Source organism: Kaistia soli DSM 19436, from assembly GCF_900129325.1.
GTDB lineage: Bacteria > Pseudomonadota > Alphaproteobacteria > Rhizobiales > Kaistiaceae > Kaistia > Kaistia soli.
Window position 1 is genome coordinate 471,246 of the sequence record NZ_FQUP01000003.1, and the last position, 18,914, is coordinate 490,159.

Below are 18,914 nucleotides of genomic sequence, written 5' to 3' on the forward strand. Positions count from 1 at the left end.
CGCAGGGGGGCCAAGACAGGGGATGACGGCGAGAAAGTGCTTGCCTACCAGCGCACCTTGCCTCTACATCCGCAACCCGAGGGCCTCGTGGCGGAATGGTTACGCAGAGGACTGCAAATCCTTGCATCCCGGTTCGATTCCGGGCGAGGCCTCCATCGCTCTAACCAAGCGAAGTCAAGCATCTGGCAGCGACTTCTCCTGCCGATTGCTTGCACCCGGTGCGTTGAGCCTACGCCGCGCATCCACTCTATTGCTTCAATTGTCGCGCCAGCCAGCCCATAGCAGCGAGCGACACACCGCCACCGATCAACCCCGCGACCCCGCCCCAGATGGCGCCCGAGCTGCCGTCGAGCCAGTTGCCGACCAGCACGCCGATGACGCCGAGGATGATCGGCGAAATGCATCCGATTGCAATCAATTCAGCCTCACCCTTCTGCCCTATCCTATCCAATCCGACGTGTCCCTGACCCAGCATTTTCGCTGCGATGGTCGCCCTCGATCAAAGGGACAGCGCGGAATGAAGGGAGATCATGATCCGTGGAAGCACGATACAGCCATACTCTATTCGCTTGGGAAGACGCCTCCTCTTCCCGCGCTTCTGAGATCGAGGAATGCGGAAGGGGCTGCAAGCTGATCTCAAGGGCGCAGACACTCATTCGCATCGCTTCGGAGGCGCTGTCTCCATCGAAACGTCAAACGTGACCTGGACCCGCTCGTATGTGCCAAAAGATACACAGTTTTGATGGTCGGTTCGCCACTATTTCCCCATTGACTCGCGAGGCCGTGATGCGCGTCTCGCAATGATGGAGCAAGCCATACCGCTTTCGGTTATTTATTGGCCTCCCAACTCTTCTTTAGAATTATGACAGTTACCTATTTTGACTGGCCTCACCTCCTTTGTCGTGCTTTTCTGTTGCGTCTCACACGATCATCTGAGGAGGAATTGAAATGTCAGAAACCAAATCGCGGCGTGAACTTGCAAATCTGGCGCTTGGCGGCGTCGCGGCGATGGGTTTGGTCGCCGCGTCGACTGCGACCGCCGAGGCCTATCAGGGGAATATGGAGCGCGCGCTGTCGTCACTCTATGACGCGCTCGGCTCGCTGCGCGAGGCAACGAGCAACAAAGGCGGTCATCGTGTCCAGGCCATGAACCTGATCCAGCAGGCCATCTCCGAGGTCCAGCAAGGCATCGAGTTCGCCGACGATCATTAATCCGCCGAACCTGCATGGGGGAGCGGCCGCTGGAGATCGCCGACCATCTCTACCGCTGCGCTGGATACGCGGCGGTGGAGGTCAGCATGGCGACCTTGCCGGCATGGATCCTTGCGCGGCGTGTTGAATCCGGGCAAAGGCGTTCCGTCCGAAAAGCGCACAGGCTCGCCCCATGCAGAGGAATGACGACGCGCCGCGCCACGGCGGCGGCCTCGCGGCCGCTTCGGCGCGTTACGGCATTGCCGTCGCGGACTGGCTCGACCTCTCGACCGGCATCAACCCCCTGCCCTATCCTGCTGCACCGCTTGAACTTTCCGCCGACACACGGCTGCCCGATCCGGCTGCGCTCGCGAAACTGATCGAGACGGCGCGAACCGCCTATGATGTCAGCGCGGCCGCCAGCATCGTGCCGGTGCCGGGCAGCGACCTTGGACTTCGCCTGCTGCCGCTGCTTGTTCCGGCCGCCCGCGTCTCGATCCTCGCACCCACCTATTCCGGGCATGGCGAAGCCTGGTCGGCAGCCGGCCACCACGTGACCGCGATCGACCGCCTCGAGGCAGCGGCCGGGGCCGACGTCGTCGTGCTCGCCAACCCGAACAATCCCGACGGCAGGCGCCATGCGCCGGCCACCATTGGTGCCGCCGCAGCGGCGCTACCCCCGCATGGGCTCATGGTAGTCGACGAAGCCTTCTGCGATCTTGAGCCGGCGCTCAGCGTTGCGCGCGTTCTCGACGACCCGCGGATCGTCGTGCTCCGCTCATTCGGCAAATTCTATGGGTTGGCCGGCCTCAGGCTCGGCTTCGTGCTCGGCAGGGGCGCAGCGGTGCAGCGCCTCCGGGGACTCGTGGGTGACTGGCCGCTCTCCGGGGCGGCGATCACGATCGGCACGGCCGCGCTGGCGGATCTTGGCTGGCAGGAGAGGACGCGCCGTCGCCTCGCCGCGAGCCGAGCGCAACTCGACGACCTCCTTGCCCAGCACGGGCTGTCGGTTGCGGGCGGCACGGACCTGTTCCGCCTGGTGCGCGTCGGCGACAATCAGGGCCTTCACCGGCACCTGGCCGAGATGGGCATCTGGACTCGCGTTTTCGCCGATATCCCCGGCGCGATCCGCTTCGGCCTGCCGCCCGGCGACGGATTTGGCCGTCTCGACGCGGCGCTCGGCAGGATCAGAACGCGCGGAAGGTCATGATGGTGCGGGTATCGCGGATGCCCTCAAAGCGCTGGATCGATTCGGTGACGAAATGGCCGGGATCAACAGCGTCGTCGAGATAGCACTTTACCAGAAGGTCGAAATCACCCGCGGTCGAGTAGATTTCCGAGGCGATCTCGGCATCGGCGATGGCGGCCGCCACCTCATAGGCCCGGCCGAGCTCGCATTTGATCTGGACGAATACCGCTTTCATCAAACCCTCCACGACGGCCGGCCTCCGGGATAGCAGGCGTCGCGCCGGCCCCGCAATGGCCCGCGGCGAAAACGGCCGTATTCGCGGAGCACGGCCTTGTCCAAGCGGCCGCCCCAGCTATCTCCCCAGATGACGCCGTCGTCGTCGCTGAGCGAGGAAACCAGCCATGAAGCCTGCCGCATTGCTCGTCGCCCTTTTGATCGCAGCCACGCCCGCGATGGGGTGGGCCGAACCCTCCAACGCCGACAAGGACGCCTTCAAGGCGCTGGTTCAGGGCCAGTTACAGGCCTTTCGCCAGGATGACGCCATGGCTGCCTATGGGCGCGCCGCGCCGGGAATCCAGCGGATGTTTCCCAGTCCGGACGTGTTCATGAACATGGTGCGGCAGGCTTATCCACCCGTCTACCGATCCGGCAGCGTCGCCTTCGGCGAGGTGGTTGAGGGGCCGGCGGGTCCGATGGAGAAGGTTTATCTCACTGCCGCCGACGGCTCGAACTGGATCGCGCTCTACAGCTTTGAGAAACAGGCTGATGGAAGCTGGAAAATCTCCGGCTGCCAGTTGCTCAAGGATACCGCGCCGACGATCTGATCAGAGCGCCGCGATATCGCCGCGCGCCCAGCCTTCCTTGGTCGAAATGCGGAACGCTTCGAAGCGCGCTTCGTCGATCGCCGCACGGATGCCTGCCATCAGGCTTTGATAATAAGCGAGATTGTTCCAGGTCAGCAGCATCGCGCCCAGCGTCTCGTTGGCCTTGAAGAGATGGTGCAGATAGGCGCGCGAATAATCGCGGCTGGCGGGGCAATCCGATGCTTCGTCCAATGGCCGGTGATCCTCGGCGTGGCGGGCGTTCTTGATGTTAACCTTGCCGAAGCGCGTGAAGGCGAGGCCATGGCGGCCGGCTCTCGTGGGCATCACGCAATCGAACATGTCGACGCCGCGCGCAACCGATTCAAGAATGTCGTCCGGCGTGCCGACACCCATCAGATAGCGCGGCTTCTCGGTCGGCAGGATCGGCGTGGTCATCGCGAGGATGCGAAGCATCACGTCCTGTGGCTCGCCGACGGCAAGCCCGCCGATCGAATAGCCCTTGAAGTCCATCTCTCGCAGCGCCGTAGCCGATTGGGCGCGCAGCCGCTCATTGTCGCCACCCTGCACGATACCGAAGATCGCCTTGCCCGGCTGGTCGCCGAAGGCCGCCTTGGAGCGCTCTGCCCAGCGCAGCGAGAGCTGCATAGCGCGCTCGATCTCGCTTTCCGAAGCCGGGAGCGCGACGCATTCGTCGAGCTGCATCTGGATGTCGCTGTCGAGCAGGCCCTGGATCTCCACTGAGCGCTCGGGTGTCAGCTCGTAACGGCGGCCGTCGATATGGCTCTGGAAGGTCACACCGCGCTCGTCCATCTTGCGCAGCTGCGACAGCGACATGACCTGGAAGCCGCCTGAATCAGTGAGGATCGGATGCGGCCAGTTGGCGAATGTGTGCAGGCCGCCGAGCTTCGCGACCCGCTCGGCGCCGGGCCGCAGCATCAGGTGATAGGTGTTGCCGAGGATGATGTCGGCGCCAAGCTCGCGCACCTGGCCCGGATACATCGCCTTGACCGTGCCCGCCGTGCCGACCGGCATGAAGGCGGGCGTGCGGATGGTGCCGCGCGGCATGGTGATCTCGCCGCGCCGCGCCATGCCGTCGGACTTCAGAAGCGTGAAGGTGAAGCGCTCGCTCATGCGATCTCCGCGGGGAAAAGCAGCGACGCATCGCCATAGGAATAGAAGCGATAGCCGGTGGCGATCGCGTGCTCATAGGCCGCGCGCATGGTCTCGAGGCCGGAAAAGGCCGAGACGAGCATGAACAGCGTCGAGCGCGGCAGGTGGAAATTCGTCATCAGGAGGTCGACGGCGCGGAAGCGATAGCCGGGCGTGATGAAGATGCTGGTCGGCGCGTTGAACGGGCGGATGATTCGATCCTCGCCGGCGGCGCTTTCGAGCAGGCGCAGCGAGGTGGTGCCGACCGCGACGACGCGTCCGCCCCGCGCACGGACTTCATTCAGCGCATTCGCGGTCTCGGCCGACACCTCGCCGCGCTCGGCATGCATCCGGTGATCGGAGGTATCATCAGCCTTCACAGGCAGGAATGTGCCAGCGCCGACATGCAGCGTCACGAAGTGGCGGGCTATGCCGCGCGCGTCCAGCCGCTCGAACAATTCGGGCGTGAAATGCAGACCGGCCGTTGGAGCCGCGACGGCACCCTCCTCGCGGGCATAGATCGTCTGGTAATCCGTGCGGTCGCGTTCGTCCTCGCCGCGCTTCGAAGCGATATAGGGCGGCAGCGGGATATGGCCGACGCGCGCGATCGCCTCGTCGAGGGCAGGACCCGCGAGATCGAAAGCGAGCACGACCTCGCCCGCCTCGCCCTTCTCGGCAACCGTCGCTGCCAGGCCGGCGATCAGGCACGCGCGATCGGCCGTCTCTCCGAACAGGATGCGGTCGCCGGCCAGAATCTTCTTTGCGGGCCGCACGAAGGCGCGCCAGCGATCCCCCGCCTCGCGCATATGCAGCGTCACGCCGATGCCTGCGGCGACGCCGTCGCGCACGCGCTCGCCGAAAAGCTGGGCGGGAATGACGCGCGTGTCGTTGAAGACCAGCGCGTCGCCGGGCTGGAGCAGATCAGGCAGTTCGCGCGCGATCCGGTCTTCCAATGCCGCGCCCGGCCGCACAACCAGCATGCGCGCTGCATCGCGCGGCTGCGCGGGGCGCAGCGCGATCCGTTCATCCGGCAGTTCGAAATCGAAAAGGTCGACGCGCATGGGATCCAAAGCAAAAGGCGCCTCGCGGCGCCCGGGGTTCTAGTCGGATGAATAGGCCGTCGCAACCGGCCCTGCCCGTTGCGACTTCGAAGGAACTCCTGGGATGCCCGCAATCGCCAGCAGGAGAACGCCCGGGCATCGCCTTTTGGGCGGCCCGGGCGGAATGTCAGAATCTTAGGCGACGTCGGCAGCGACGCGCAGGGTGACGATCTTGTCGGGATCCTTGACCGGCTCGCCGCGCTTGATCTTGTCGATGTTTTCCATGCCCTCGATGACCTTACCCCAGACGGTGTACTGGCCGTTCAGGAAGCTGGCATCGCCGAAGCAGATGAAGAACTGGCTATCGCCAGAATCCGGGCTCTGGGCACGGGCCATCGACAGCGTCCCGCGCAGATGCGGCTCGCGGTTGAATTCAGCCTTCAGCTTCTTGCCCGATCCACCCATGCCGGTGCCGGTAGGATCGCCGGTCTGCGCCATGAAGCCTTCGATGACGCGATGGAACACCACGCCGTCATAGAACTTCTCGCGCGCCAGTTCCTTGATGCGGGCGACGTGGTTCGGGGCGAGGTCGGGGCGCAGCGCGATGACCGCCGTGCCCTTGGTCGTCTCGAGGATGAGCGTGTTTTCCGGGTCCTTGATCTCGGCCACCTGGTCTCTCCATTGCGTGTTGTGCGGCGTCGGGAAGGCTTCTGCCATCATTTGGCGCCCGCCTCCACCGATTTGGCGTCTGCCGCGACGTTATCTAGGGCGGACGACCTTATTTGGCGTCGGCCGCAACCTGCATCTTGATGATCTTGTCGGGATTTGCCGGCGGCTCGCCCTTCTTGATCTTGTCGACAAATTCCATGCCGCTCACGACTTCGCCGAACACCGTATACTGGCCATCGAGGAAGCCGCCATCGGCGAACATGATGAAGAACTGCGAATTGGCGCTATCAGGATCCTGCGCGCGGGCCATGCCGAGCGTGCCCCGCTTGAAATGCTCCTTAGAAAACTCGGCCTTGAGGTCGGGCTCGTTGGAGCCGCCGGTGCCGGTTCCCGTCGGATCGCCGGTCTGGGCCATGAAGCCATCGATGACGCGGTGGAAGACGATGCCGTTGTAGAAGCCTTCGCGGGTGAGCTTCTTGATCTGAGCCACATGCGCCGGCGCAAGGTCGGGACGCAGTTGGATGACGACGCGGCCGTCCTTGAGGTCGAGATAGATCGTGTTCTCGGGATCGAGCTTCTCGCCTGCGGCCATGGCCGGGGCGACGAAAAGGAAGGCCGCGACAAGCGCCGCAATCATGCCAAGGGTACGGTTCAAGGATCTCTCCGATTGTTGGATCTTCTGCGGCGCCCGAAAGGCGGGCGCGCTCAGGAAGCGAATTTTTGTGTCAGCTTTCGGGCGACGAAGGGCGGGACGAAGGCAGAAACATCGCCGCCGAGCTTCGCGATCTGGCGGACCAGCGTCGCCGTGATCGGCCGCGTCTCCGGCGAGGCAGGCAGGAAGATGGTTCGGATCGCCGGGTGCATCATGCCGTTCATGCCGGCGAGCTGCATTTCATAGTCGAAGTCGGTGGCGTCCCGAAGGCCGCGCAAGATCACCGTTGCGCCAGCAGCACCAGCAGCGGTTACCGTCAGTCCATCGAACGCCGTGACCTCGACCCGCCCCGCCGCGTCCGCCAGCGTCGATGCCAGTTCCCCGATCATCGCGACGCGCTCGTCGAAGGAGAACAATGGCGCCTTGCCGGGATGGGTACCGATCCCAACCACGACCCGATCGACCAGTGCCAGGGCACCGGCCAGGATATCGGCGTGGCCATTGGTGATCGGATCGAAAGAGCCTGGGAAGAAACCGATGCGGATCACGCGGCGAAAACTCCGGGTTTGACGGACACGATCGCGAAGCTGTGACCATGCTGCCTTGGAAACTCCAAGGAACCGCCTCGAAATTGCGACGTTGAATGTCCAAATGAAGGGCAGACGAACGGCTTTCAGTGAAGCGGTTCATAGCTCTGATGGCGTGATGTGTCCAAGATCAAATCGGCCGCGACACGGAGAAGAGACATGACCACGTGGTTCCACATGATGATCCTGGCAACCTGTGCGGTTGCGACGATCGCAGTCGGCATGGCCGGCGCCGCAGTGCTGAGCGACACGCGCGTCCATATCGCGAAGAAGCAGGATCGCCTCATGACCGTGGCCGATGCCAGCGCACGCCCCGAAATTACGATCGAGCAGCGGACGGACGGAATGTCGATCCTGACCCGCGTCCCTGCCCCGGTCGCAAACTGAGCTTCTATCGGTTAGCCCCCACCCCATAAGGTTACCCGACCTCCAGAAGAGAAGACCTCCCCCAAAACTGAAACGCCGGCCGCAAGGCTGGCGTTTTTTCTTGTGTGGCTGGCGACCAGGAGCGTTGTTACGCCTCCTTGGAGACTTCACCCTCGATCTCGGCCTCGCTTTCCGAGAGACGATCGACCGAAACGACCTTCTCGCCGGCAGCGGTGTCGAAGACGATCACGCCCTGCGAGCCGCGCGAAACGATGCGGATCGGCTTGTCGCCGCCGACCGGCATGCGGATCGTCTGGCCGCCATCGGTGACCAGCATGATCTGGTCGCTGTCCTCGACGGGGAAGGACGCCACGAGCTTGCCGTTGCGCTCGTTCACGGCCATGGCGACGATACCTTTGCCGCCGCGCCCGGTGATGCGGTATTCGAAGGACGAGGTCCGCTTGCCATATCCGTTTTCGGAAATGGTCAGCACCAGTTGCTCGGCCGCGCTCATCGCGATGTAGCGATCCTGCGGCAGTTCGCCATTGGCGCCCGCTTCAGCATCCACATCGACGACGACTTCCTCGCTCTCGGCCTCCCCGCGCACTGCACGGCTCATCTTGAGATAGGCCGAGCGCTCGTCGCCCGTCGCGTCGAAATGATGGAGGATCGCCATCGAGATGACGCTGTCGCCATCGGCAAGCGCGATGCCGCGCACGCCCGTCGAATCGCGGCCCTTGAAGACGCGCACATCGGTGGTGGCGAAGCGGATGCACTGGCCGGCGGCCGTGGTCAGCAGGACGTCGTCGTGCTCGGAACAGAGCTGAACGTCGACAATCGCGTCGCCGTCCTCGTCGAACTTCATAGCGATCTTGCCGTTGCGGTTGACCTGGACGAAGTCCGACAGCTTGTTGCGGCGGACAGTGCCGCGCGTCGTCGCGAACATGACGTCGAGCGTTTCCCAGCTCGCCTCGTCCTCCGGCAGCAGAAGGATCGAGGTGATGCGCTCGCCATCCTGCAGCGGCAGCAGGTTATTGAGGAATTTGCCGCGCGCCTGCGGCGCCGCCAGCGGCAGCCGCCAGACCTTCATCTTGTAGGCGATGCCGCGCGACGAGAAGAAGACGACAGGCGTGTGCGTGTTGGTCACGAACAGGCGCGTAACGAAATCCTCGTCCTTGGTCGCCATGCCGGAGCGGCCCTTGCCGCCACGGTTCTGGGCCCGATAGGTCGCGAGCGGCACACGCTTGATGTAGCCCTCGTGGCTGACCGTGACGACCATGTCCTCGCGCTGGATCAGGTCCTCGTCGTCGAAATCGGCGCCGCCATCGAGGATCTCGGTGCGGCGCGGCGTCGCGAACTCGTCGCGGACCGCGACAAGCTCCTCGCGGATGATTGCGACGATGCGGGCGCGAGAGCGAAGGATCTCGAGGTAGTCAGCGATTTCGAGACCGAGCTTGTTCAGTTCCTCGTCGATCTCGTCCCGGCCGAGCGCGGTGAGGCGCTGCAGGCGAAGGTCGAGGATCGCGCGGGCCTGCGTATCCGACAGCCGGTAGGTGTCATCGTCGGCGAGGCGATGGCGCGGATCGGCGATCAGCGCAATCAGCGGGGCGATATCGACCGCAGGCCAATGACGTTCCATCAACCTCTCGCGCGCCGTCGCCGGATCGGGCGCCGTGCGGATCAGATGGATCACCTCGTCGATATTGGCGACCGCGATCGCCAGGCCGACCAACACATGCGCGCGGTCGCGCGCCTTGTTGAGCAGGAAGCGCGTGCGACGCGCCACGACCTCTTCGCGGAAATTGACGAAGGCCTGGATCAGGTCCTTCAAATTCATCAGCTGCGGCCGCCCGCCGGTCAGCGCCACCATGTTGACGCCGAACGACGTCTGCAGCGGCGAGAAGCGGTAGACCTGGTTCAGCACGACATCCGCCACGGCGTCGCGCTTCAGTTCGATCACGACGCGCATGCCCTGGCGGTCGCTCTCGTCGCGGATGTCGGAAATTCCTTCGACGCGCTTGTCGCGCACCAGTTCGGCGATCTTCTCGATCATCGTGGCCTTGTTCACCTGATACGGGATCTCGGTGATGACAAGCGCCTCACGCTCCTTGCGGATCGTCTCGACGGTGACGCGGCCGCGCATCAGGATCGAGCCGCGACCCTCCTGATAGGCGGCGCGGATGCCGCCACGGCCAATGATGATGCCGGCTGTCGGGAAGTCCGGGCCGGGGACGATGTCGATGAGATCCTCGATCGAGATCGCCGGATCGTTCAGATAAGCGATGCAGGCGTCGACGACCTCGCCGAGATTATGCGGCGGGATATTGGTCGCCATGCCGACGGCGATGCCGCCGGCGCCATTGACGAGCAGGTTCGGAAAGCGTGCCGGCAGGACAACCGGTTCGCGCTCCGAACCGTCATAGTTGTCCTGGTAGTCGACCGTGTCCTTGTCGATATCCTCGAGCAGCGAATGGGCGGGCTTGGCGAGGCGGACTTCGGTGTATCGCATGGCCGCCGGGCTATCACCGTCGACCGAGCCGAAATTGCCCTGGCCGTCGACCAGCATGACGCGCATGGAGAATTCCTGCGCCATGCGGACAAGCGCGAAATAGACCGACTGGTCGCCATGCGGATGGTATTTACCGATCACGTCGCCGACGACGCGCGCCGATTTCCTGTAGGCCTTGTTCCAGTCGTAGCCCTGCTCGTTCATCGAATGCAGGATACGGCGATGAACCGGCTTGAGGCCGTCACGGGCGTCGGGAAGCGCGCGGCTCACGATCACGCTCATGGCGTAATCGAGATAGCTGCGCTTCATCTCGTCGGAGATCGAGATGGTTTCGAATTCTGAGGGGCGGCCGTCACCCGGCTCTTCGGAGCGAGGCGGCTCGTTTGTATCGGACAAGGGGGGTTCCGGAATCAGTTTCGTTGCGCGCGATCATAGAGACCCCATTGTGGCGGTTCAAGGAAACCCGCAAAAATCGCTGTTTTTCAACGGATTTGCCGGTGCTCGCGGACGTGCCGAAAACTTTTGCCGTCTGTCTTTCCAGGAGCCTTAGCCGAGCTGCTTGCGCATTGCCGTCGTTGCATGCGAGATAGCGCCCCTCGGTGGGGGGCCGGCGTCTTCGATCGTCATGCCTTCGAATGAAACAGTGTTTCGTCTTTCTGCGGCACGGCGTCGATGCTCTTCTCCACACCCGAGTTCATCTTCCTTTTTCTGCCGGTCGTCGCCCTTCTCACCTTCGCCATCGGTCGCTACTCCGACCTCTATGCCAAGCTCTTCCTGATCCTCGCTTCCGTGTATTTCTACACGGTCTCCGGCGTTCTCGACGTCGTGGTACTCGGCCTCTCGCTCTTCGCCAATTTCGCGCTGGCCCGCGCGATCGAGCGGGGCCGCTTTGCCGCTGCATTTCTCGCCTTTGGAATCACGCTCGACGTCGTGATCCTCGGCTATTTCAAATATTTCAACTTCCTGACCGACACGGTGAACAGCGCCTTCGGGTATCAGGTCGCGCATGGCGAGTTTCGCCATCTGCCGCTGGCGATCAGCTTCTTCACGTTCCAGCAGATCGCGTTTCTGATCGACGTTCACCGCGGCAATATCCGGCGGCCGAACCTTCTCAACTACATCTTCTTCCTGTTCTTTTTCCCGCACCTCATCGCCGGCCCGATCACCAGCTATCTGCCGATCAGCCGGCAGGTCGACCTGAAGCGCGTGTTTACGCCACGCGTGCGCAATATCTGCTTCGGGCTCGCCCTCTTCGCGGTCGGCCTTGCCAAGAAGGTGCTCATCGCCGATCCGCTCGCCGGCTATATCCGACCGTTCTTCGACAATCAGGATGCGCTCGGCTTCGGCACGGCGTGGCTCGCGGCGCTCGGCTATTCGTTCCAGATCTATTTCGATTTCTCCGGCTACAGCGACATGGCCATTGGCCTCGGCATGCTGTTCAACATTCGCCTGCCGCTCAATTTCGCCTCGCCCTACAAATCGCGCTCGATCCAGGAATTCTGGCGCCGCTGGCACATCACGCTGTCCAACTGGCTGCGCGACTATGTCTACATCTCGCTCGGCGGCAACCGCCGCGGGCAAATCCGGACCTACACCAATCTGATCGCAACCATGCTCATCGGCGGCATCTGGCATGGCGCCGGCTGGGGCTTCGTTCTCTGGGGTCTCGCACATGGCCTCGCGCTGGCGGCCAACCGCTGGTACACGCGATCCGGCCTGCCGCGGCTGCCGGCCTTCGCCGGTTGGCTGCTGACCTTCGTGTTCGTGACCTTTGCCTGGATCCTGTTCCGCTCGGCGACGCTGGCCGGGGCCGGCGTGCATCTCCTTGCCATGATCGACATCTCGGCGATCGCATCCGATAACTGGCGTCCGTTCCTTTCGGTGGCGGAACTCAACCGGATGATCGCGCTCGTCGCCTTCGCCGCGGCCATCGCCTTCTTCGCGCCACCCGCGATCCAGATCGCCGGCACGACCATCCTGCCCGATCGGCGCCTCGCGCTCCGCGTCGCCTGCTTCTGCGGCCTCCTGTTCGGCCTTGCCATGATCACGTTCACCGGACACAGCTCGACGAATGAGTTCATCTATTTCCGCTTCTGAGGAAAAGGCGCGCATTCGCTTCGGCCTCACATCGGGGGCTCGGCGTTCGATCATCGCGATGTCCGTGGCCGCCGTTATGGCACCCCTCGTCTATGCGCTGCTGGTCCTGTTCCAACTTGGCAGCTGGAATGGCGCGCAGTGGTGGCTGAACGACATCCTGACGCTTCGACGGGCTTTCTACGCCGAGCTGCTGCACAATCTACCGGCCGAACAACGCAAGACGATCATCGTAGGCGGATCTGCGACGCTGTTCGGCGTCGATAGTGGCGCGATCGAGCGGACAACCGGGGAGCCGACGCTGAATTTCGGGCTGCACGCGGGGCTGGATATCGACTTACTGCTGGCGCAGGCCAGCGATTTCATCGATGCGAACGACCGAGTGGTCCTGCCGCTCGAATTTGATCACTATAGCCGGCCTTCGGTCACGGATCTTTCCGCCGAGAGCTTCCTCGCCTTTCTCTATCCTTTCGCCGGCGCCATTCCCGTTTCTCGGCTGGTGCCGATCGCACTGGCAACACAGCCGGCCAGCGCCATGCAGGGCGTCGCGGATCACCTCGGCGCACTCGTAACCGGTCATCCGGCGGGCAAATGGCGCTCCGCAGCCGCACTCCTCGAAGATTGGCGACAGATCCAGGCCGCAGGCGGGGCGGCAGGCCCGGAGCACAATCCCTACGACTATTCAACGATGAACGCCCATGGCGACAAGGCGCTGATCCTGGAGACCCCGGCCTCTGACCAGCATTCCGTCGGCACGCTGATCACGCCTTCGTCGGCGGCACTTACGCCTTATGCAGCCGAAGCGCTGACAAGCTGGAAGCAGACTTTGGCCAACCGAGGCGCCGGGATGCTGCTGACCTGGCCGGTCATCATAGAGGACGACTCCGGCACGATCTTCCAGGCGGGTTACTGGGCGAGCCTGATCGCTCTGGCGCGCGCGGCTGATGCCATCGGCATGCCGCTCCACTGCGATCCGATCAACGCCATCGTCCCGGTGCAGTATCGCTATGACACCGTCTACCACACCAATGCCAAGGGCCAAGCGATCTACTCAGCCGGTCTCGCAGCCTGTCTGCCGGGGATCGAGACCAACGTCTTCGATTGGAAGAACGCCAATCCGAACGAGATGGCCGCCCGAGCAAAGGCACGGATCGCCGCGTTGAAGCAGCCGCCGGACCCGCTGGTCTTCGGCTATGAACGCAATATTCGCCAGTTGGGGGCGTTGCACGACGCGATCGAAGCGGAGCATGCGATATCGGGTCGCTATCCGGCAGCGCTGCCGCCATTCGATCCGGACGTCAGTGTTGTCGAAGTCGACACCGCGCCGTTCCAACCCGTCTATCGCTCGGATGGCCAGAACTACAAGCTGGTGTCGCCGGGATCGGACGAGTGCTTCGCGGTCTCCGAGGGCTGGCCGGAGCTGATCGACCCGATACAGACAAAGGGCGAAGCCTGCGCCTACGGTTATTGGACCGCTGGCGCCGCCAACTGGTAGCCGCCGCCGCGTGGCCATGCGAAGCTCTGCGGTGAGGGCGGATGCGGGGATGAGGCGTGGGCGACTATCTCTTGAACGCTTTGGTGACGCTGGCCGTCACGATCGACCCGATTGGCCTCGCGCCGATCTTCGTCGCGCTGACCCGCGGCATGACCGACTTGCAGCGCCGGCAGACCGCGATCCGCGCCACGCTGACCGCGACGCTGATACTCTTCGCCTTCGCGCTTGGCGGCGAGAAGCTGATCACGTTTCTCGGGATTTCGATCCCCGCCTTCCGGATCGCCGGCGGATTGCTGCTGTTCTGGATCGCCTTCGAAATGGTGTTCGAGCGGCGCGACAAGCGCAAGCAAGTCAGCGCTGACCGCGCGCTCGAAGAGAGCGCCTTCGACGCCGAGGATGTCCGCCATCTCGCGATCTTCCCGCTCGCGATCCCTCTCATTTCCGGGCCGGGTGCAATCTCGGCGACGATCCTGATCGCCTCCGGCGCGCCCGACACCCTCGGCCTCATCGGCCTGCTTGTGATCGTCGCGCTGCTGGTTCTTTCTTGCCTGCTCGTCTTCATGCTGGCTGGCCCGCTCGATCGCGTGCTCGGCGATACCGGCCGCATCGTGTTGACGCGGTTGCTCGGCGTGCTGCTCTCGGCGCTCTCGGTTCAATTCGTCGCCGACGGTATCGTGGCGATCGTCAGGGCATCGGGCTTGCCGGCTGCCTAGCGACTGTCGGTTTGCCCGAACACAACCTCATGCATGATCCGGCCCGGCAGGAACGTGAAGAGACCGGCGATCACCAGTGCGCCAATGAACAGCTTCTTCATGCCACGCGCATGTTGCGAGACCTGATGACGGTGCGCGGCGAGAACCGTGCCGGGCAAGACCACCAACACCAGGATCGACAGGAGGTGGATCACGCTGAAATCGCCAAATGTCCTGATGGTGTGGATCCAGAACGACGACACGGCAACCATCGTCATCAGGACCACCCATAGCCACCCGGTGACCCGATGCGGCAACGTTCCCTTGGGTGCCGCGAATTGGACGAGCCCGAGCGCAAAGGCGGCCATTGCCGAGAAAGCATGGACCTGGATGACCGGTGAAGCAGCAAGGAGGGGCGCGAGCGACATTGGCAGACCTACAAAAGCTTCAGCTGGTCGCCGGGTGCGACGCGGCCACCCACCGTAACCTCGGCATAGACGCCGCAATCCATGTGATCGAATTCCTGCTGCAGCGTCGCCGGAATGGCCATGTCGCGCTCCGCGGTCGCCGGATCAACATTGGTCGCGACGCATCGGCGCGTGCGCTTGACGATCGTGACCCTCGCCTCTCCGAGTTGCGCTTCTCGTCCGACCAGGTCCAACTCGGCGAAGGGTGGCCATCCCGTGAGATTGACATTGGCACGGAAGCGCAGCGGATCGACCGTCCTGCCAATGATCAGGGAAAGCGCCGCGACTGAGGCCAGGTTGATCAGCGATATGAAGGGCTTGCCGACATCGGAGAAACTATGCCCGGGCGCCGAGAGCACCCTTAGCGGCCCGCGCAGCTCATCGTCCATGAAATCCGAGAGCCAAGCCTCGGCGGCTGCCCGCCCCTCGGGTGCGGCAAGGCCGGCTGTCATGCCGCCAACAGCGCTTTCGATGCGCCATTCATGCGTTTCGGGGTCGAGCGTCGTCGAGAGCCGCGCAAGACGCGCATTCTTCATCAGGCAGAGGAACTTCATTTTCGGCTGAAAGGCCGGTGCCGTGGGATCAAAGCCCGAGGGGCCGTTTTCGACGGCATAGATGCGGTCGCCGGCCACGGGTCGACCCGGCTCCAGCACGACATGATCGAGCCTTTCGGGCGAGAAGCCCTTCACCGGAAAGCGATAGAGCGTCTCGACCGTCGGCATCATCCTGCCCTCGCCTCTTCAACGCCCAGCGGCGTTCTTGAAAGCCGCGACCGCGCTGGCGATCCGCTCAAACAATTCCTGCCAATCCCCCCGTCGCGACTGCCTGAACAGCCGCGCCGATGGATACCAGTCCGACATCTCGCCGTCCGGACCCCAGCGCCACTCGGGCACCTGCTTCAAAGCGACGAAGAGCGGCCGCCCCAGCGCGCCGGCAAGGTGGGAGACGGCCGAATCGATCGAGACTATAAGATCGAGATTGGCCATGACGGCCGCCGTATCCATGAAGCTGTCGGGTCCCGTCGCGAAATCATCCGGCAGCACGGTGACCTCCATGCCGTCCGGCAGCCGGTCCAACTGGTCGAGACCGTCGCCCTTTTGAAGGCTGACGAGTTCGATACCGGGCACCGCCGCGAGCGGCGCGAACGCGTCAAGGGGAACCGAGCGCAGGCGATCGACGGCGGCGCGCGGATTGCCCTGCCAGGCGATGCCGATCCGGAACGGTCCTTCCGGCAGCCGCGCCCGCCAGGATTGCACCCGCGTGGCATCAGGCGTGAAATAAGGCACCTGGCCTCGGCCAAGCCGATCCCCGACACCAAGCAGGAAGGGCAGGCTCATCAGCGAAGCGTGCACATCGTGCATTGGCGGTGGCTCGGCCTGCGCGCGCACGTCGATGCCCGGCATGGTGCCGACGAGTGCGCGCAGGCTCTGTGGCACCTCGACGATGATCTTGGCGCCATCCGCCGCGACATCAGCCGCGAAGCGAACGAACTGGATCGTATCGCCGAGGCCCTGTTCGGCATGCAGCAGCAATGTCCGTCCTGCCAGCGGGCCGCCATCCCATTCGGGCGTGCCGGCGCCGCGCGCTCGCCAGACCGCAGTGATGCGCCGATGCTCGAAGCCGGGCCAGCCCTCGGCATGGCGGCCAAGAAACAGCAGCAGCGTGCCGCGGCCGTAAAGTGCCGGCCGGTGCTGGGGCTCCATCGCCAGCGCGCGATCATAGCTTGCCAAAGCCTCATCGAAGCGGCCGCATTCGCGCAGGGCGTTGCCGCGATCGGTCCAAAGGCCGGCATGGTCGTCATGAGCCGCGAGCGTGCGCCCGCAGGTCGCGGCCGCGTCCTCATAGCGTTGCAGTTCGAAGAGCGCCGCTGCTTCGATCACGGCGAATTCGGGTTTGGTCCTCAGCGCGGCCTGCGCCGCTTCCAGCGTCGCGAGCGCGTCGCCGGCGCGGCCAAGATCCAGCAAGGCTTTGGCTTTGTTGAGGCGGAGTGCGCCGTCGGCCGGCGCGAAGGCGAGGCCGCGGTCAAAGCTTGCCAACGCCTGATCGGCGCGGCCGGCGGCGAGCAGAGTGAGACCACGGCTGTTGAAAAGGTCAGCGCGTCCCGGCGCGGCAGCGATCGCCCGATCGAGGCTCATCAGCGCCTCATCAAAGCGTCCGAGATCCCGCAGCAGCCGGCCGCGATTGTGCAGCATCGGCACATGATCAGACCGCACCGCGAGGCCGCGATCATAGTCCGCCAGCGCCGCGTCCAGCCGCCCACCTGCCTGCAACAGCACACCGCGATTGTTGAGCGCCTCGACGAAATCCGGCCGCGCCGTGATCGCGGCGTCGTAGCCGGCAATGGCCGCATCCGTGCGGCCGAGCGATTCCAGCGCCGTCGCACGATTATAGGCGAGTTCTGCATTGACGGGCGCCGCCGCGAGCGCCGCGTCATAGCAGGCGACAGCTTCGGCCGGCTTGTTCAGCGCCTGCAGCGAGGCCGCCTTCGCCGCCAAGACGTCCGGCACTTTCGGACGCAGCGCCAGCGCGCGATCGAAGCTCTCGACCGCCTGCTTGTGGGCGCTGAGGCCGGCCTGAACAAGGCCCATCAGGAATCGGGCGTCGAAGAGCTTCGGAAGCGCGGCGATGACAAGACGGCACTGCTGCTCGGCCTCGCGCAACCGCCCTGCCTGGTAGGCCGCGACCGCCTTGCCGAATGTCAGCTGGAGCTGCGGTTGCGCCTTGTTCATGCTGTCCCCGATGCGCGGTCCGCGAGAGGCTTAGCGAGGGCAGCCGGCGAGATCAACCGGCGCGCCAACGCCAGCTCGCGCCAAGGCTCGATCGACCAATAGGAACCCGCGGCACCGGATGGCGAGGTCATCACATGCACAGCCGTGGCGCCGATCCGATCCGGCAGCAGGCCATAGGCAATCCGGCCAGTCGGTCGGCCGAGCGCGAGGCTCGCCGCGCGCTTGCTGGTGAATGCGATGCGCCGCGGCGCAAAGCGGAGGATCTTCTTGTGCAGGGCTGCCGCATCGACAAGCGCGAGGTCGATCGCATCGTCCTGGCCGACATGCTCCTTGGCGACATCGGTCAATCCGATGCCAAAGCCCAGCACATCAGGATATTCGGCCGGACGCAGCAAGCGCGGCGTCAAGCCGACCGCATGAAGGGTCGGCCAGAACTTGTTGCCGGGCTTGCCATAATAGGCGCCGACCCGCGCCGACCAGGCTCCCGCGCCCGTGCCGCAGAACACGATGTCGAGGCCGTCAGCCAGCACATCGGGAAGGACGGGCATAGGGCGGTCGGCCCCGAGCTACGCTTCGTGCTAGAACGGGATGTCGTCGTCGAGATCGGCCGCGTAGGACGAGCTTGCCGCAGCCGGCTGGCGCGCTCCGCCGGCGCCAGCACGCGGGCTCTGCATCGGGCTCGAGCGACCGAAATCGCTGCTGCCGCCGCTGTCATAGTCGCCGCCCTCGGAACTGCCGGCCCGGCCGCCGAGCAGCGTCAGCTCGCCGCGGAAACGTTGCAGCACGACCTCGGTGGTGAATTTCTCCTGGCCGGACTGGTCCTGCCATTTGCGCGTCTGGAGCTGGCCCTCGATGTACACCGTCGAGCCCTTCTTCAGATATTGCTCGGCGATCTTAGCGAGGTTCTCGTTGAAGATCACCACGCGGTGCCACTCGGTGCGCTCCTTGCGCTCGCCGCTGGCCTTGTCGCGCCAGCTTTCCGAAGTCGCGATGTTCAGATTGACGATCGGATCGCCCGACTGCGAGCGGCGCACCTCGGGGTCGCGTCCGAGATTACCGACCAGGATCACCTTGTTGACGCTACCGGCCATGCTGCTTTTCCTTCTGTCCGCTGTCGCCAAACCAGACGTCTCGGCGCCAAAGCGCCGTCAGACTAGCCCCAAACGCCGACGCATGCGCCCGGCATCGCGGCTTGTCCACAAAGCTTCGCCTGCCATCGGCCCTGGACGGCTGCTTGTTCTCTTTTCGTTCTAGACAATCG

The 18,914-nt window shown here is 64.3% G+C and carries 20 protein-coding genes and 1 tRNA gene; 8 read left to right on the top strand and 13 right to left on the bottom strand.

The window, feature by feature from the left end; translation table 11 throughout:
- Nucleotides 1–81 precede the first annotated feature (81 nt).
- Nucleotides 82–155: transfer RNA gene (locus BUB39_RS15580), tRNA-Cys, on the top strand.
- A 92-nt stretch (nucleotides 156–247) separates the two neighbouring features.
- Here BUB39_RS15580 and BUB39_RS25505 read toward each other — a convergent pair.
- Nucleotides 248–418, bottom strand: a complete 171-nt coding sequence (locus tag BUB39_RS25505) for a hypothetical protein (protein ID WP_175561882.1) — start codon at nucleotides 416–418, stop codon at nucleotides 248–250.
- A gap of 530 nt (nucleotides 419–948) precedes the next feature.
- Between BUB39_RS25505 and BUB39_RS15585 the strand changes: the two genes are divergently transcribed.
- Together BUB39_RS15585 and cobD are read left to right on the top strand one after the other, a co-directional pair.
- Complete coding sequence (locus BUB39_RS15585; protein WP_073055031.1) at nucleotides 949–1,212, top strand: hypothetical protein; 264 nt, start codon at nucleotides 949–951, stop codon at nucleotides 1,210–1,212.
- Nucleotides 1,213–1,384: 172 nt separating this feature from the next.
- Nucleotides 1,385–2,401 (top strand): threonine-phosphate decarboxylase CobD, encoded by a 1,017-nt coding sequence (cobD, locus tag BUB39_RS15590; protein WP_073055033.1) that lies wholly within the window; start codon nucleotides 1,385–1,387, stop codon nucleotides 2,399–2,401.
- Here the strand turns inward: cobD and BUB39_RS15595 are convergent.
- Nucleotides 2,379–2,615: an Lrp/AsnC ligand binding domain-containing protein gene (locus tag BUB39_RS15595; RefSeq protein WP_073055035.1), complete on the bottom strand. Its 237-nt coding sequence runs from the start codon at nucleotides 2,613–2,615 to the stop codon at nucleotides 2,379–2,381. The two genes, cobD and BUB39_RS15595, sit on opposite strands and share 23 nt — an antisense overlap.
- Nucleotides 2,616–2,781: 166 nt before the next feature.
- Here BUB39_RS15595 and BUB39_RS15600 point away from each other — a divergent pair, with 166 nt between their 5' ends.
- Nucleotides 2,782–3,204, top strand: a complete 423-nt coding sequence (locus BUB39_RS15600; protein WP_073055037.1) for a DUF4864 domain-containing protein — start codon at nucleotides 2,782–2,784, stop codon at nucleotides 3,202–3,204.
- Here the strand turns inward: BUB39_RS15600 and tgt are convergent, their stop codons facing one another.
- The 5 genes from tgt to coaD form a co-directional block, all read right to left on the bottom strand.
- Complete coding sequence (tgt, locus tag BUB39_RS15605) at nucleotides 3,205–4,335, bottom strand: tRNA guanosine(34) transglycosylase Tgt (protein WP_073055039.1); 1,131 nt, start codon at nucleotides 4,333–4,335, stop codon at nucleotides 3,205–3,207.
- Complete coding sequence (gene queA / locus BUB39_RS15610) at nucleotides 4,332–5,414, bottom strand: tRNA preQ1(34) S-adenosylmethionine ribosyltransferase-isomerase QueA (RefSeq protein ID WP_073055042.1); 1,083 nt, start codon at nucleotides 5,412–5,414, stop codon at nucleotides 4,332–4,334. Before queA ends, tgt begins: the two co-directional genes overlap by 4 nt.
- A 174-nt stretch (nucleotides 5,415–5,588) precedes the next feature.
- Nucleotides 5,589–6,053, bottom strand: coding sequence for a peptidylprolyl isomerase (locus BUB39_RS15615; RefSeq protein WP_073055611.1), 465 nt, complete (start codon nucleotides 6,051–6,053; stop codon nucleotides 5,589–5,591).
- A gap of 118 nt (nucleotides 6,054–6,171) precedes the next feature.
- Nucleotides 6,172–6,654, bottom strand: coding sequence for a peptidylprolyl isomerase (locus BUB39_RS15620; RefSeq protein ID WP_244540279.1), 483 nt, complete (start codon nucleotides 6,652–6,654; stop codon nucleotides 6,172–6,174).
- Between the two features lie 113 nt (nucleotides 6,655–6,767).
- Complete coding sequence (gene coaD / locus BUB39_RS15625; protein ID WP_073055046.1) at nucleotides 6,768–7,262, bottom strand: pantetheine-phosphate adenylyltransferase; 495 nt, start codon at nucleotides 7,260–7,262, stop codon at nucleotides 6,768–6,770.
- Between the two features lie 198 nt (nucleotides 7,263–7,460).
- Between coaD and BUB39_RS15630 the strand changes: the two genes are divergently transcribed.
- The gene (locus tag BUB39_RS15630) at nucleotides 7,461–7,688 is read left to right on the top strand and encodes a hypothetical protein (RefSeq protein ID WP_073055049.1); all 228 of its coding nucleotides are present in this window, start codon (nucleotides 7,461–7,463) and stop codon (nucleotides 7,686–7,688) included.
- 127 nt (nucleotides 7,689–7,815) lie between these two features.
- Here BUB39_RS15630 and gyrA read toward each other — a convergent pair whose 3' ends face one another.
- Nucleotides 7,816–10,485 (bottom strand): DNA gyrase subunit A, encoded by a 2,670-nt coding sequence (gyrA, locus tag BUB39_RS15635; protein ID WP_139251519.1) that lies wholly within the window; start codon nucleotides 10,483–10,485, stop codon nucleotides 7,816–7,818.
- A gap of 363 nt (nucleotides 10,486–10,848) precedes the next feature.
- Here gyrA and BUB39_RS15640 point away from each other — a divergent pair, with 363 nt between their 5' ends.
- From BUB39_RS15640 to BUB39_RS15650, 3 genes are read left to right on the top strand one after another with little or no spacing between them, the layout of a single operon-like run.
- The gene (locus tag BUB39_RS15640; RefSeq protein ID WP_073055053.1) at nucleotides 10,849–12,273 is read left to right on the top strand and encodes an MBOAT family O-acyltransferase; all 1,425 of its coding nucleotides are present in this window, start codon (nucleotides 10,849–10,851) and stop codon (nucleotides 12,271–12,273) included.
- Complete coding sequence (locus BUB39_RS15645) at nucleotides 12,248–13,765, top strand: hypothetical protein (protein ID WP_139251495.1); 1,518 nt, start codon at nucleotides 12,248–12,250, stop codon at nucleotides 13,763–13,765. The genes BUB39_RS15640 and BUB39_RS15645 overlap by 26 nt, the downstream gene beginning before the upstream one ends.
- A 56-nt stretch (nucleotides 13,766–13,821) precedes the next feature.
- On the top strand, nucleotides 13,822–14,478 hold the full coding sequence (locus BUB39_RS15650) for a MarC family protein (protein ID WP_073055057.1): 657 nt from the start codon (nucleotides 13,822–13,824) through the stop codon (nucleotides 14,476–14,478).
- Here BUB39_RS15650 and BUB39_RS15655 read toward each other — a convergent pair.
- Genes BUB39_RS15655 through BUB39_RS15675 form a run of 5 tightly spaced genes read right to left on the bottom strand, consistent with a single transcriptional unit; the run spans nucleotide 14,475 to nucleotide 18,744 of the window.
- Nucleotides 14,475–14,885 (bottom strand): DUF2306 domain-containing protein, encoded by a 411-nt coding sequence (locus tag BUB39_RS15655; protein ID WP_073055059.1) that lies wholly within the window; start codon nucleotides 14,883–14,885, stop codon nucleotides 14,475–14,477. The two genes, BUB39_RS15650 and BUB39_RS15655, sit on opposite strands and share 4 nt — an antisense overlap.
- An 8-nt stretch (nucleotides 14,886–14,893) precedes the next feature.
- Nucleotides 14,894–15,649, bottom strand: coding sequence for an MOSC domain-containing protein (locus tag BUB39_RS15660; RefSeq protein ID WP_244540267.1), 756 nt, complete (start codon nucleotides 15,647–15,649; stop codon nucleotides 14,894–14,896).
- Nucleotides 15,650–15,664: 15 nt separating this feature from the next.
- A complete protein-coding gene (locus tag BUB39_RS15665; RefSeq protein ID WP_073055061.1) occupies nucleotides 15,665–17,653 on the bottom strand; it encodes a tetratricopeptide repeat protein in 1,989 nt (662 codons plus the stop codon).
- Nucleotides 17,650–18,201 carry a mismatch-specific DNA-glycosylase gene (locus tag BUB39_RS15670; RefSeq protein WP_073055063.1) on the bottom strand — a complete coding sequence of 184 codons (552 nt, stop codon included), beginning with the start codon at nucleotides 18,199–18,201 and terminating at the stop codon, nucleotides 17,650–17,652. Before BUB39_RS15670 ends, BUB39_RS15665 begins: the two co-directional genes overlap by 4 nt.
- A 30-nt stretch (nucleotides 18,202–18,231) precedes the next feature.
- Nucleotides 18,232–18,744, bottom strand: a complete 513-nt coding sequence (locus tag BUB39_RS15675; protein ID WP_073055066.1) for a single-stranded DNA-binding protein — start codon at nucleotides 18,742–18,744, stop codon at nucleotides 18,232–18,234.
- Nucleotides 18,745–18,914: the final 170 nt, after the last annotated feature.